Origin of the sequence: Nocardiopsis dassonvillei subsp. dassonvillei DSM 43111, assembly GCF_000092985.1 — a bacterium.
Taxonomy (GTDB): Bacteria; Actinomycetota; Actinomycetes; order Streptosporangiales; family Streptosporangiaceae; genus Nocardiopsis; species Nocardiopsis dassonvillei.
This window is the reverse complement of the sequence record NC_014210.1, coordinates 2,420,175-2,432,602: the sequence shown is the minus strand read 5'-3', so window position 1 is coordinate 2,432,602 and position 12,428 is coordinate 2,420,175. Positions and strand designations below refer to the sequence as shown.

General features: G+C 74.5%; 13 protein-coding genes. 6 read left to right on the top strand and 7 right to left on the bottom strand.

Translation table 11 applies throughout. The annotated features are described in order from the left end of the window. Window positions 1-47: 47 nt before the first annotated feature. On the bottom strand, window positions 48-902 hold the full coding sequence (locus NDAS_RS09950) for a DMT family transporter (RefSeq protein ID WP_013153044.1): 855 nt from the start codon (window positions 900-902) through the stop codon (window positions 48-50). A 40-nt stretch (window positions 903-942) separates the two neighbouring features. Between NDAS_RS09950 and NDAS_RS09945 the strand changes: the two genes are divergently transcribed. Continuing rightward, the gene (locus tag NDAS_RS09945; RefSeq protein WP_013153043.1) at window positions 943-2,394 is read left to right on the top strand and encodes an aminotransferase-like domain-containing protein; all 1,452 of its coding nucleotides are present in this window, start codon (window positions 943-945) and stop codon (window positions 2,392-2,394) included. Window positions 2,395-2,401: 7 nt separating this feature from the next. Here NDAS_RS09945 and NDAS_RS09940 read toward each other — a convergent pair whose 3' ends face one another. Together NDAS_RS09940 and NDAS_RS09935 are read right to left on the bottom strand one after the other, a co-directional pair. After that, window positions 2,402-3,106, bottom strand: coding sequence for a hypothetical protein (locus NDAS_RS09940; RefSeq protein WP_013153042.1), 705 nt, complete (start codon window positions 3,104-3,106; stop codon window positions 2,402-2,404). Between the two features lie 140 nt (window positions 3,107-3,246). Next, window positions 3,247-4,629 carry an FAD-binding oxidoreductase gene (locus NDAS_RS09935; protein ID WP_013153041.1) on the bottom strand — a complete coding sequence of 461 codons (1,383 nt, stop codon included), beginning with the start codon at window positions 4,627-4,629 and terminating at the stop codon, window positions 3,247-3,249. 215 nt (window positions 4,630-4,844) lie between these two features. On the opposite strand from NDAS_RS09935, the gene NDAS_RS09930 reads away from it, so the two are divergent. Continuing rightward, window positions 4,845-5,597 carry an SDR family oxidoreductase gene (locus NDAS_RS09930; RefSeq protein ID WP_013153040.1) on the top strand — a complete coding sequence of 251 codons (753 nt, stop codon included), beginning with the start codon at window positions 4,845-4,847 and terminating at the stop codon, window positions 5,595-5,597. Window positions 5,598-5,655: 58 nt separating this feature from the next. Next, the gene (locus NDAS_RS09925; RefSeq protein ID WP_013153039.1) at window positions 5,656-6,081 is read left to right on the top strand and encodes a hypothetical protein; all 426 of its coding nucleotides are present in this window, start codon (window positions 5,656-5,658) and stop codon (window positions 6,079-6,081) included. A gap of 205 nt (window positions 6,082-6,286) precedes the next feature. Here the strand turns inward: NDAS_RS09925 and NDAS_RS09920 are convergent, their stop codons facing one another. Beyond that, entirely contained in the window at window positions 6,287-6,829 is a 543-nt protein-coding gene (locus tag NDAS_RS09920; RefSeq protein WP_013153038.1) for an MOSC domain-containing protein, read from the bottom strand. A 235-nt stretch (window positions 6,830-7,064) separates the two neighbouring features. Here NDAS_RS09920 and NDAS_RS09915 point away from each other — a divergent pair, with 235 nt between their 5' ends. The 3 genes from NDAS_RS09915 to NDAS_RS09905 all read left to right on the top strand — a co-directional run bounded on the left by NDAS_RS09915 (window position 7,065) and on the right by NDAS_RS09905 (window position 9,338). Further along, window positions 7,065-7,532 (top strand): hypothetical protein, encoded by a 468-nt coding sequence (locus NDAS_RS09915; RefSeq protein WP_013153037.1) that lies wholly within the window; start codon window positions 7,065-7,067, stop codon window positions 7,530-7,532. A 109-nt stretch (window positions 7,533-7,641) separates the two neighbouring features. Continuing rightward, window positions 7,642-8,508 carry an LLM class flavin-dependent oxidoreductase gene (locus tag NDAS_RS09910; RefSeq protein WP_013153036.1) on the top strand — a complete coding sequence of 289 codons (867 nt, stop codon included), beginning with the start codon at window positions 7,642-7,644 and terminating at the stop codon, window positions 8,506-8,508. Window positions 8,509-8,612: 104 nt separating this feature from the next. After that, a complete protein-coding gene (locus NDAS_RS09905) occupies window positions 8,613-9,338 on the top strand; it encodes a Mut7-C RNAse domain-containing protein (RefSeq protein ID WP_013153035.1) in 726 nt (241 codons plus the stop codon). A 31-nt stretch (window positions 9,339-9,369) separates the two neighbouring features. On the opposite strand, the gene NDAS_RS09900 is transcribed toward NDAS_RS09905, so the two are convergent. From NDAS_RS09900 to corA, 3 genes are all read right to left on the bottom strand, one after another. Beyond that, on the bottom strand, window positions 9,370-10,554 hold the full coding sequence (locus tag NDAS_RS09900) for a GDSL-type esterase/lipase family protein (RefSeq protein ID WP_013153034.1): 1,185 nt from the start codon (window positions 10,552-10,554) through the stop codon (window positions 9,370-9,372). Between the two features lie 88 nt (window positions 10,555-10,642). Next, on the bottom strand, window positions 10,643-11,212 hold the full coding sequence (locus NDAS_RS09895) for a TetR/AcrR family transcriptional regulator (protein WP_013153033.1): 570 nt from the start codon (window positions 11,210-11,212) through the stop codon (window positions 10,643-10,645). A gap of 136 nt (window positions 11,213-11,348) precedes the next feature. Then, complete coding sequence (corA, locus tag NDAS_RS09890) at window positions 11,349-12,323, bottom strand: magnesium/cobalt transporter CorA (protein ID WP_013153032.1); 975 nt, start codon at window positions 12,321-12,323, stop codon at window positions 11,349-11,351. Window positions 12,324-12,428: the final 105 nt, after the last annotated feature.

The following is a 12,428-nucleotide window of genomic DNA, read 5'->3' as shown; positions in this document are numbered from 1 at the left end:
GGATCCGCGAGCCGCACGCCGTGCCGGGCTGGCGCCCATCCGCGTGCTCAGCCGCGCGATCTCTGGGTGACGGCGATGCACACGAGGACGACGACGGCCGTGGCGGGCGCGGCCGGGGTCAGCGGCTCTCCCACCAGCAGCACCGCCCACACCAGGGTCAACAACGGTTGGGCGAGCTGGAGCTGGCTGGCCCGGGCGACCCCCATCGCACCCATCCCCCGGTACCAGACCACGAACGCGCCGAACTGCGACACCGCGGCGAGGTAGGCCATGCCCGCGAGCGCGCGCGGCGCGGCGTCCACCGGCTCGGCGGCCAGCGCCCACAGAGCGGCGGGCACGGTCAGCGGCGCGGCGGCGACCAGCGCCCAGGCGATCACCTGCCAGCCCGGCATGCTCGCGGCCAGCCGACCGCCCTCGGCGTACCCGGCGGCGCACAGCACCAGGGCCGCCAGGAGGTACAGGTCGGCCGGGCCGGGTGTTCCGCCGCCGCGCACCAGCGCGAACGCGACGACGGCCGCGGCGCCGCACACCGCGGCCGCCCAGAACCGGCGCGAGGGGCGCGCCGGGCCGCGGCGCAGGGCGAACACGGCGGTGGTGATCGGCAGCAGCCCGATCACGACCGCGGCGTGGGAGGTGGAGGACACCTGGAGGGCGAGCGTGCTGAACAGCGGGAACGCCGCCACGCAGCCCAGGGCGACCACGGCGATGCCCGGCCGGTGGGCGCGGTCGGGCAACGGGGCGCGGACCGCCGCGAGACAGCAGCCCGCCAGCGCGGCGGCCAGCGCGCACCGGACCACCGCCACGCTCCAGGGACCGAAGCCCTCCAGGGCCCACGCGGTGGCCGGAAGGGTGAACGAGAACCCGAGGACGCCGAGCGCGGCGCACAGTGTCGCGCCGAGCACCGCTACTCCGGGCGGTGCGATAGCGCTATCTTTAGCCTTCATGAAACAGCGTAGCAGTGTGCGGGAACTGACCGTTTTCCTGCGCAGGGAGGTCGACCGCTACTCCCCCGGCGAAAAGCTGCCGTCGAGTCGGGCACTGGTGGAGCGCTACGGCGTGAGCCCGGTGACCGTGTCGCGGGCCGTCGCGGCGCTGGTCGCCGAGGGTGTGGTGGTCACCCGGCCCGGCGCCGGGGCGTTCCGGGCGGGCGGGAGCGTCCCCGGGCGCGCGGTCGGCGACACCTCCTGGCAGGAGGTCGCGCTGAGCGCCGAGACGGCGGCGGCCTCCGGCGAACCGGTCCCGCGCACCGTGGACGCCTCCGGGGTGCTGGCCACCCTGACCCCGCCCGACCTGGGGGTCGTCGTGTTCAACGGCGGCTACCTGCACCCCGCCCTCCAGCCCGAGCAGGCCATGGGCGCCGCACTGGCCCGGGCGGGACGGCGGCCGGGAGCCTGGGCGCGCCCGCCGGCGGAAGGAGTGGAGGAGCTGCGCGGCTGGTTCGCCCGGCAGATCGGCGGCTCCGTCGGCGCGGCCGACGTGCTGGTCACCGCGGGCGGGCAGAGCGCGCTGACCACCGCGCTGCGCGCCCTGGCCCACCCGGGGGCGCCCGTTCTGGTGGAGTCGCCCACCTACCCCGGTCTGCTGGCCGTCGCGCGTGCCGCGGGCCTGCGGCCCGTCCCCGTCCCGGTGGACGCCGAGGGGATCCGCACCGACCTGCTGGAGCAGGCGTTCGCGGCCACCGGCGCCCGGGTGCTGGTGTGCCAGCCGCTCTTCCACAACCCCACCGGGACGGTCCTGGCCCCCGCCCGGCGGGGCGAGGTGGTGCGGACCGCGCGCGCCGCGGGCGCTTTCGTGGTGGAGGACGACTTCGCCCGCCACCTGGCGCACGCTGACGCCGCGGCTCCGCCGCCCCCGCTGGCGGCCGAGGACCCCGACGGCACCGTGGTGCACGTGCGGTCGCTGACCAAGGCGACCTCGCCCAGCCTGCGCGTGGGTGCGATCGCCGCGCGGGGACCGGTGACGCGGCGCCTGCGCGCGATCCAGCTGGTGGACAGCTTCTTCGTGGCGCGCCCCCTGCAGGAGGCCGTGCTGGAGCTGGTCGGCTCGCCCGCGTGGGGCCGCCACCTGCGCGCGGTGGCGGCGGGCCTGCGCGAGCGCCGCACGGCCATGGCCGCGGCCCTGGCGCGTGAACTGCCGGAACTGGCGGCGCCGCACCTGCCCGCGGGCGGACACCACCTGTGGCTGCGGCTGCCCGGTGAGACCGACGAGGCCGCGCTCGTGTCCGCGGCGCTGCGCGCCGGGGTGGCGGTGGCCGCAGGCCAGGCCTACTTCCCGGCGGAGCCGACCGCCCCGCACCTGCGGCTCAGTTACGGCGGCGCGGCCGGGACCGCCGAGATCACCGAGGGGGTGCGCCGCCTGCGCACCGCGTTCGCCGGTACCGCACCCGGGGAGTGAGGGACGCCTACCCCAGGGTGTCCTGCGCGCTCTCCCAGACACCGGCCGGAACCCGCTCCAGCAGGCTGATCGCCGCGTCGGCGCGCTCCCGTACACGGCCGGTCTCCAGTGCTCCGCGCTCCCAGGCCACCAGGTACCGGCCGCCGAAGCGGAACGGGCACACGCCCTCCCGCGACAGCAGCCACTCCCGCACCGGCTCCCCCAGGACGGTCGCCGCGAAGGCCCCGTCAGCGGCCACCACGGCGAACCGCTCGTCGAAGGCGGCCTCGCCCGCGCTCCAGGCGCGGGCGCCGCCGCTACGGGGCTGGGGCGCACCGGCTCCGGTGCCCGCCTCCTCCACCTGGAGCAGCGGCACGCCCGCGGGCAGGGCCACCGCCACCACGGTGTACACGTGCGCGACGGTGCGGTGGCGCTGCTGGGGATGGGGCGCGGTGTAGCCGTACTCGTAGGCCAGGACCCGGCGACCGCGCAGTTCGGTGCACAGCACGTGCCTGGCCCGGGCGTTGGACCGCCGTTCCAGGAAGGGGACGCCCTCGAACCGGTCGACCAGCTCGGGCCGCTCGCGGTCGTAGCGCCACCCCTCACGCGAGGCCCACAGGGTCAGGCCGCGGGAGCGGCGGCGTTCGGCGGCCGAGCCCGCGACCGCCGCTCCGACCACGCCGACGACCACCAGGGCCGCGATCACCAGAACCAGGACGGTGGTGGTCTCCATGGGGGTCTCCTCGTGCGCGGTGCGGTTCCTGCCCACTGAGACGCCGCCCGCTCCCCGACCGGTTCCACCCTTCTCACGACCCCGCACCCCGCCGTCCGCGGCCCGCCCGCGCCCGGCCCCGCGCGGTCGGCCCCCGTCGGCTACGACGCGGCGAAGACCTTGCCCGGGTTGAAGATGCCCCGCGGGTCCAGGGCGTCCTTGACGGCCCGGTGCATGGCGAGCACGTGCGGGCCCATCTCCCGGGCGGCGCCGCGCATCTTCAGCAGGCCCACGCCGTGCTCGCCGGTGACCGTGCCGCCCAGGGCGATCGCCTCGTCCACGATCACCTCGAAGGCCTCCTGTGCGCGCTTCTTGGCGTCCTCGTCACCGGCCGGGACGATGAACAGCGGGTGCAGGTTGCCGTCACCGGCGTGCGCGATGTTGCCGATGCGGGTGTCGAAGCGCCTGCCGATCGCCTCGATGCGCTCCAGCATCAGGGGCACCTTCGCCTTGGGCAGGCACATGTCCTCGGTCAGCAGCGGGCCGAGCCGCTCCAGCGCCGGGTAGGCCAGGCGGCGGGCCTCGAACAGGGCCTCGGCCTCCTCCTCGTCGGTGGAGCGCACCGCGTAGACCGCGCCCTCCGCCTCGAAGCACGCCAGGATGCGGTCGGCCTCCTCCTCGCCCGCCGCCCCGGGCTGGTCGCTGCGCGCCAGCAGCAGCACCTCGCCCTCGGCGGACAGGCCCATGTTCTTCCACTCGTCCACCGCCTGGAGGCAGAACCGGTCGATCAGCTCCATCGCCGAGGGCACCACCCCGGCCGCCGAGACCGCCGCGACGGCCCTGCCGGCCTCCACCAGGGAGTCGAAGTAGCCCACCACGGTGTGCTCGGTGCCGGTACGCAGCGGCCGCATCCGCAGCGTCACCTCGGTGACCAGGCCCAGCGTCCCCTCCGAGCCCACCATGAGCCCGCACAGGTCGTAGCCGGTCACGCCCTTGGCGGTGGTCCGGCCCAGCCGCACCACCTCGCCCGAGCCCACGACCGCCTCCATGCCCAGCACGTAGTCGCGGGTGACCCCGTACTTGACGCAGCACAGGCCGCCCGCGTTGGTGGCCACGTTGCCGCCGATGGTCGACCAGGGCGCGGAGGCCGGGTCCGGCGGGTACCACAGGCCGTCCCGGGCCACCCGTTCGCGCAGGTCGTTGTTGACCACGCCCGGTTGCACGGTGGCGGTCTGCTGTACGGGGTCGACCTCCAGGACACGGTTCATCCGCTCGAAGGAGACCACGACCCAGCCGTCCACGGCGTTGGCCGCACCCGACAGCCCCGTCCCGGCTCCGCGCCCGACCACGGGGACGCCCAGTTCCGCGCACACGGCCACCGCGGCCGCCACGTCCTGGGTGTGGCGGGGGCGCACGAGCGCGGCCGGGCTGCCGTGGGGAGCCCACTCGGCCTCGTCGTGGGAGTAGCCCTCAAGAACGGCGGGGTCGGTGACCACCTGCTCCGCGCCGACCGCTGCCGTCAGTCTCCCGGCGATCCCGGACATGGGCACACTCCCTCACCGCTCGCTCGGCCGCTCCGCTGCGCCGACGCCGCCAGCACTCTAACCGGACACCGGGCGCCGAAGACACCACCGCCCCCTGGTCAGGGCGGTCGGCGGCGCGCCCCGCCGCGGACACGCCCGGGGGCGTCCCAGCGGGGACCGACGCGCCCGGCCCCCCGAGACCTAGCATGGGTCCTCCGGGAAGCGAAGGAGCGCCCATGAAGACAGTCCTCGTCACCGGCGGTACCGGCACCCTGGGACGGCCCGTCGTGGAACGCCTGCGCCGGGCCGGGCACCAGGTGCGCAGCCTGAGCCGCCACCCCGATCCGGAGGACCCCGCGTCCTTCGCCGTGGACCTGCGCCGGGGCACCGGGCTGTCCGACGCGGTCCAGGGCGTGGACACCGTCGTGCACTGCGCCAGCACGCCCTCGGGCGGCGACATCGAGGCGGCCACCCACCTGATCCGCGCGGTCCGCGAGGCGGGTGTGGCGCACCTGGTCTACGTCTCCATCGTCGGCGTGGACCGGGTTCCGCTGGGCTACTACGGGACCAAGCACACCGTGGAGAGCGCGCTGGCGGCCTCCGGTCTGGGGTGGACGGTGCTGCGCGCCACCCAGTTCCACGACCTGGTGCGCAGGCTGTGCGCGGGCGCGGCCCGCCTGCCCCTCATGCCCGTCCCCGACGTGGACGTGCAGCCCGTGGCGGTCGAGGAGGTCGCCTCCCGCCTGGCCCACCTGGCCGACCGTCCTCCGGCCGGGCGCGTGGCGGACATGGGCGGCCCGCGCGTGGAGTCCTTCCGCGACCTGGCCGCGGCCTACCAGCGCTGGGCGGGGACGGACCTGCGGACGGTGCCCGTACGCCTGCCGGGCGCCGTCTTCGCCGCCTACCGCGCCGGAGGCCACCTGGCCCCGGACCGGGCGGTGGGCAAGGTGACCTTCGCGGAGTTCCTGGCCGACCGGAACCCGGAGTGAACAAGTCGTTGAAAACCATTAGTTGACAACAGGGTGTTTGCGCCCTCATCCTGGAGGCATGAGCGAGGAACAGCACGAGAGCGCCTTCACCCGACCCGACCCGCGAAGCGCCCGCCGCATGCGCACCCATGAGGCGCTGCTGCGCATCACCGAACGCCACGCCACCGGCGAGCACCGCACGCGCTGGGACGAGGCGCGCATGCCCATGGCGCCCCTGGACGCCCTGCGGCGCGTCGCCGACCTGGCCGCGGGCGGCGCCCAGCCCGACCCCGACGCTCCGGCCGTGGACCAGGACGACCTCACCGCCGCCCTGACCCTGGTGCCCTGGGCGCGCGCCGAGTTCGACCAGCTGGAGGCCGGACTGCTGCAGATGTCCAAGGGGCGCGGCATGACCTGGCAGGAGATCGCCTTCGGCCTCGGGCTGGGCTCGGCCCAGGCCGCCCGCCAGCGCCACGACCGCCTCCTGCGGCGCGGCGAGAGCTGAGGCACCGGCCACGGTCCGGGCAGTGGCCGCCCGGACCGTGACCGCCTCAGCCCGGCACGGGGTGGTTGGACCGCGCCCTGCGGGTCGCGCTCGGCCCTGATCCGCCGCAGCGCCTGCGCGGAGAAGTACGTCGGCGAACGCGCCGCCCGGCACGCCGAACCGAGCTGTCGGCCTCACGGGCGTCGAAGACCTTGAGGACTTCCCCTCACACCCGTTCGAGAGGTGTGTGGGCGCCCCGGGGCACCCGCACGCGCACCGGCGTACCGGGTTCGACGGTGCCGCTGGTCAGCACGACGCCCATGACTCCGGCCCTGCGCACCACGGTGCCGTCCTCCCCGCGGCGCAGAACCTGTTTGAGCAGCCCCCGGGAGAAACCGTCGATCTGCGCGCAGGGATTGCGCAGGCCGGTGACCCGCACGCTGGCCCCGTCACCGAAGGACAGGACGGTGCCCGCGGACAGGGACAGCAGGTCCAGACCGCGGGTGGTGATGTTCTCGCCCAGTTGGCCCGGGGAGACCGCGAATCCCGCCTCGCCGACCTCCTCCAGGAGTTCGGCGGCCACCAGGTGGACCTGGCGCAGATTGGGCTGGTCGGGATTCACCGCGATCCGGGACAGGTGCTGAACGGTGGCGCCCAGGTGGGCGTCACCCTCCACGCCCAGCCCGGCCAGAAGGCGGATCCGTGGCAGGACCTCCTTGCTGAAGGTGTGTCCGGAACCGCAGCTGACCGACTCCACCACCGGGCCCATGGGCGCCGCCTCTTCGCTCGGGTGCACTGGACCCCAGCCTAACGAGCCCAACCCCCGGGGGCTGGGCTCGTGACCGGAAGTGCCGTCGGCGCGACCCGCCCTGGAGTGACGCGCACCACATCGGCGGGGGTATGGACACCGCACGGCCGGGGCACAACCGTCGGCGACGAGGCCACCGCCGCGCGGCCTCCCCCCGCCCCCGGGTGTGCGCGGCCCGACCCATGGACGGGGCACCATGACCACCACCCTCCACCGGATCCGCGTCCTGGCAGCCGCCGGGGCCGCAACCGCCCTGCTCGGCGGCTGCGCCGGAGCGCAGGAGCAGGACGCGGCGGACTCCGGCCCCTCGGCCGCCGACGCCTCCCCTCCCGGGGACGCCCCCTCCTCTCCCGCCGCCCCGGCGCCGCCCGAGGCCGCAGACGGCACCGACCTGCAGGCCTGCGCCGACGCCGACTGCGAGGTGCTGGTGGAGAGCGGCGACGAGTTCGCCATGGACGGCTCCCACGGCGTGGACCGGTTCGTGGTCGACGCCGTGGGCGAGGACGGGCTGGACGTCAGCGGCTACGGCCCCGGCACCACCCTGTCGGGTCGCCTCCCGCCCCCGGACGGGGAGGGGCCCGGGGGCGTGTTCGTCATGAACGGCTTCGAGATCACCCTGGTCGCGGTGACGGACTCCGGCGGCGTGGTGCGCCTCGCGCCCTGAGCGACCGACCGGGCCCTTCCCCGCCGATGGAGGCCCCGGCCCGCGTCACCGGCGGCGGAGAGGGCAAAAGTCGTTGTCCCCGCCCACCCCCGCCCGGTAGAACGGCACCATGACCGAACTCGGAGCCGTCTTCCGCCCCCAACTGCCCCCCGAGCGCCTGCGCTCCGTGGCCCGCGCGGCCGACGAGGCCGGACTCGACCAGCTCTGGCTGTGGGAGGACTGCTTCCTGGAGAGCGGCGTGGCCGCCGCCTCCGCCGCCCTGGCCTGGACCGAGAACCTCACCGTGGGCGTGGGCCTGCTCCCCGTCCCCCTGCGCAACGTCGCCCTGACCGCGATGGAGACCGCCACCCTGCACCGGCTCTTCCCCGGCCGCGTGCGCATCGGCGTGGGCCACGGCGTGCAGGACTGGATGGCCCAGGTCGGCGCGCGCCCCGACTCCCCTCTCGCCCTCCTGCGCGAACACCTGGACGCGCTGCGCGCCCTGCTGGCCGGGGAGCGGGTCACCTCCCGGGGCCGTTACGTCACCTTGGACGACGTCGCCCTGGACTACCCTCCCACCGCCCCCGTCCCCGTACTGGCCGGTGCCCGCGGACCGCGGACCCTGCACCTGAGCGGACAGGCCGCCGACGGCACCATCCTGGACGCCGCGGCGGGAGTGGACGGCGTGCGACGGGCACGGAGGCTGGTCGACCAGGGGCGCGAGGCCGCAGGGCGTCCCGGCCACCACCCCGTGACCGTCTACCTGCTCGCCGCCACCGGCCCCGGCGCCGACCGGCGCATGGCCGCCGAACTGCGCGCCGAGGGCCTGACGCCGCAGACCGGCGTGGCCGGAGACGCCGACCGCGTCGCCGAGGCGGTGCGGCACATGGCCGAGGCCGGAGCCGACACCGTGGTGTTGCAGCCCACGGCCGACGAGCCCGACCCCGAGGGCTTCGTGCGCTTCACCGCCGAACGGGTCCGCCCGCTCCTGTCCTGAACCGCGCACCGGCCGCGCCGGGTACCTGCCGCACCGCGGCCCGCCGCGACCGATCGGCCCCATGGTCCGCGGGCGGGAACGGCCCGCTGGAAGGAAGAGAACCGATGCTGGACCTGAGCTTCGCGCCCGAACTGCGGTTCTTCCTGCCCTCACGGCACCGGAGCGGAACCGTGCGCCTGGAGGGCGACTCCACCTCCACCCTCGGACACGTCGTCCAGTCGTTGGGCGTACCCCTGACCGAGGTCGGCGCGCTGCGCGTCGACGGCCGTACCGCCCCCGCCTCCCACATCCCCGCCCCGGGCGAGGCCGTGGAGGTCCTGCCCGTGCAGTACCCGCAGCGCCTGCCCTTCGCCGAGCCGCGGTTCCTGCTCGACGTGCACCTGGGCACCCTGGCCCGGCGCCTGCGCCTGCTGGGTCTGGACACCGCCTACGACAACGACCGCGACGACCCCTCCCTGTTCCGCCAGGCCAACGCCGAGGACAGGGTGCTGCTCACCCGCGACCGCGGACTGTTGAGCCGCAGCGGCCTGCGGGCGGGCGGCTACGTGCGCGAGCAGCTGCCCGCCGGGCAGCTGCGCGAGGTGCTGGAGCGCTTCGCTCCGCCTCTGCGGCCCTGGACCCGCTGCCCGGCGTGCAACGGCGCACTGGTGCACGCCGCCAAGGAGGAGGTACGCGAGGACCTGGAGGCGGGCACCCGCGCCACCTACGACGTGTTCGCGCGCTGCTCCGGGTGCGAGCGGGTGTACTGGCCCGGCGCCCACCACTCCCGGCTGGCCCAGATCGTGCGCGAGGCCCAGAAGTTGGTGTCCGCGCGCTCCGGACCGGCCTGACCCGCGAGGGAAGGGCGGGCCGGTCGGGCCTTCAGGGTCTGTGGCCGTGGAACGGGCCGCCCGCGCCGAAGGCGCGTTCGGCGAAGCGCTCACCGATGCGCCGGTGTGTGGCGGCGTCCGGGTGCAGGTCGTCGGGCAGCGGCAGTTCGGCGTTGTCCGCCTCACCGTAGAGTTCGCGGCCGTCGAGGTAGTGCAGGTTCGGGTCCTCGGCCGCGCGTTGGCGCACGACACGCGACAGCTCCTCGCGGATGACGGTGAGCGTCAGCTTTCCGGCGGCCCGCTCGCCGGGGTCGCCGGTGGCCCGGAACCGCAGTTCCCCGGCGCGCAGGGAGTCCGGGTCGAAGGCGCACGGGCCGGGTGTGTCCTCGTGGATGGGGCACAGGATCGGCGAGACGACCAGCAGCGGTGTGCTGGGGTGCCCCTCCCGGAGGGTGTCCAGGAAGCCGTGCACCGCGGGACCGAAGGCGCGCAGGCGCATCAGGTCGGCGTTGACCAGGTTGATGCCGATCTTGAGGCTGATCAGGTCGGCGGGGGCGTCGCGCATGGCGCGGGCCGTGAACGGGTCGAGCAGGGCGCTGCCGCCCAGGCCGAGGTTGACCAGTTCCACACCGCCGAGGGAGGCGGCCAGCGCGGGCCAGACGGTGGTGGGGCTGGCGGCGTTGGAGCCGTGGCTGATGGAGCTGCCGTGGTGCAGCCACACCCTGCGTCCCCGGTCGGGTGCGGGTTCGACGGCCGCGTCGGTGCGCAGGGCGACGAGTTCGGTGGTCTCGTTGTGCGGCAGCCAGATCTCGACGTCCTTGACGCGGTCGGGCAAGTCGGTGAAGCGCACGGTGGCCACGGGTCCGGGCCGGTGCTCGACCGAGCCGGTGGCCATGTCGACGGTCAGGGTGTCGCCGCCGGTCGCAGTGGCCTGGTCGACGAGGCGTCCGTCCACGAGCAGGTCGTACACGCCGTCCGGGCGGGGCGGGGCCCCCGTGTAGGCGCGCTTGGTGGGCAGCGTGTCGAGTTCGAGGGCGGTGGCCCGGGTCCGCAGGGCCAGCCGTACCCCGGAGGGCTGGGACTCGGCCATGAGCAGCTGCGGGTCCCCGCACTGGGCGCGGGCCCGCGCGGGCAGCCGGTGCGGCAGCACGCCGCGCTCGGTGCGCTCCAGGTCGAGGGCGCCGCGCAGGAGGTCCGCGGTGAGGGGTGTGGTGGTCCAGTGCTGCTGGGTGTTCATGGTGTCAACCTGGTGGTCGGGGCCGTCGTGAAGTCTGGTGGGTCGGCGGGCGCGGCTCGGCGCCGGCGGGAGGGTGCGGGGGCCGCGGTCAGGGCTCGGGCCAGTTGCGCAGCAGGGCGTCGAGGGCGTCCAGGGTCCGTGTCCAGGTCTCCTGGGTGTCGGGGGCGCTGTGGCTGAACCCTCCGCCCAGTTCCAGGGTCACGTAGCCGTGGAAGACGCTGCCCAGCAGGCGGACCGCGTGGGTCTGGTCCGGCTCGGTCAGGTCGTAGCCGCGCAGGATCGCCCGCGTCATCTGTGCGTGCCGGACACCGGCGCTGGCGGCGGCCGTCTGCGGGTCGAGTCTGAGCTGGGCCGCGGCGTAGCGGCCCGGATGCTCGCGGGCGTAGTCGCGGTAGACGTTGGCCAGGGCGGTCAGGGCGTCCTTGCCCGCCCGTCCGGCCAGGGCGTCGGCGGCCCGGTCGGCGAGTTCCTCCAGGGCGAGCAGGGCGATCTGTGTTCTCAGGTCCTGGGAGTTGCGCAGGTGTGAGTACAGGCTGGCGACCTTGACGTCGAAGCGCCGGGCCAACTCCGAGACGGTCACCCGCTCGAAGCCGACCTCGTCTGCCAGCTCTGCTCCCGCCTCGGTGAGGCGTTCGGTGGTCAGTCCCGCGCGTGCCATAACCTCTCCCCTCTCTGCCGGAAACCACTGTACTTTTTCCTAAGGGTTTTAGGCAAGGGGTTGTGCGTATCAGGGAGGAGCCTGTGCGGTGCGGGGAGGGGATCCGCGTTCGTGGACCGTGCCCGGACCGGGGCGTCTACAACCAGCCGTTCTTGCGCAGCCGGTGGTAGGCCAGGCCGGAGGCGCCGACCATCACGCCCATGATGAGGGGGTATCCGAACAGCCAGTGCAGTTCGGGCATGTGGTCGAAGTTCATGCCGTAGAACCCGGCGATCATGGTGGGAATCGCGATGACGGCCGCCCAGGAGGAGATCTTGCGGACGTCCTCGTTCTGCTGCTTGCCCAGCAGGGCCAGGTGGGCGGTGAGCGCGCTGGTGAGCAGCTCGTTGTGGTCGTCGACCTGGTCGTCCACCCGCAGCAGGTGGTCCAGGACGTCGCGGAAGTACTCCCTGGTCTCCTCGAACCGCTGGATGCGCCCCTTGGCGATCTCCTCCAGCACCGGGATGAGCGGGCTCTCCGCGCTGCGGAACTCCAGCACCTCGCGTTTGAGGTGGTAGATGTCCTCGGTCACGTCCGAGCCGCGGGGACGGAAGACCGCGCGCTCCAGCTCGATGATGTCGGACTCGATCTCGTGCACCACCGTGCCGTAGTGGTCGACGATCTCGTCGCACACCCCGTAGAGCACGGCGGCGGGGCCCATGGCCAGCAGGGTGGGATCGGCCTCCAGACGCCTGCGGACGCGGTCGAGCGGATTGGCGGCGCCGTGGCGGACACTGACCACGAAGTCCTCGCCGATGAACAGCGTCGCCTCGCCGACCTCGACGTCGGAGGTCTCCTCGTGGTAGGCGAGCGTCTTGACCACGGCGAACAGGGTGTCGTCGTAGTGTTCCAGTTTGGGGCGCTGGTGGGCGGTGAGCGCGTCCTCCACGGCCAGGGGGTGGAGGGTGAGCTCCTCCTCGATGAGGCCGAACTCCTCCGCGGTGGGTTCGTGGAGCCCGATCCACACGAAGCAGTCGCCCTGCTCGCGGCGGGCCTCGTCGAAGGCGTCGCTGATGTCGCCCTCGATCTCCTGGCGCCTGCCGTCGTGGTAAATCGCCTTGTCTATGATCACGAACCATCATTATGGGCGCTGCATCCCCTTCTGTACGCCCGATTCCGCGCACCAAAGGCCTCCCGGCCGGGGCTTCGAACCCCCACCGGTCTCACCCGTCCGGGG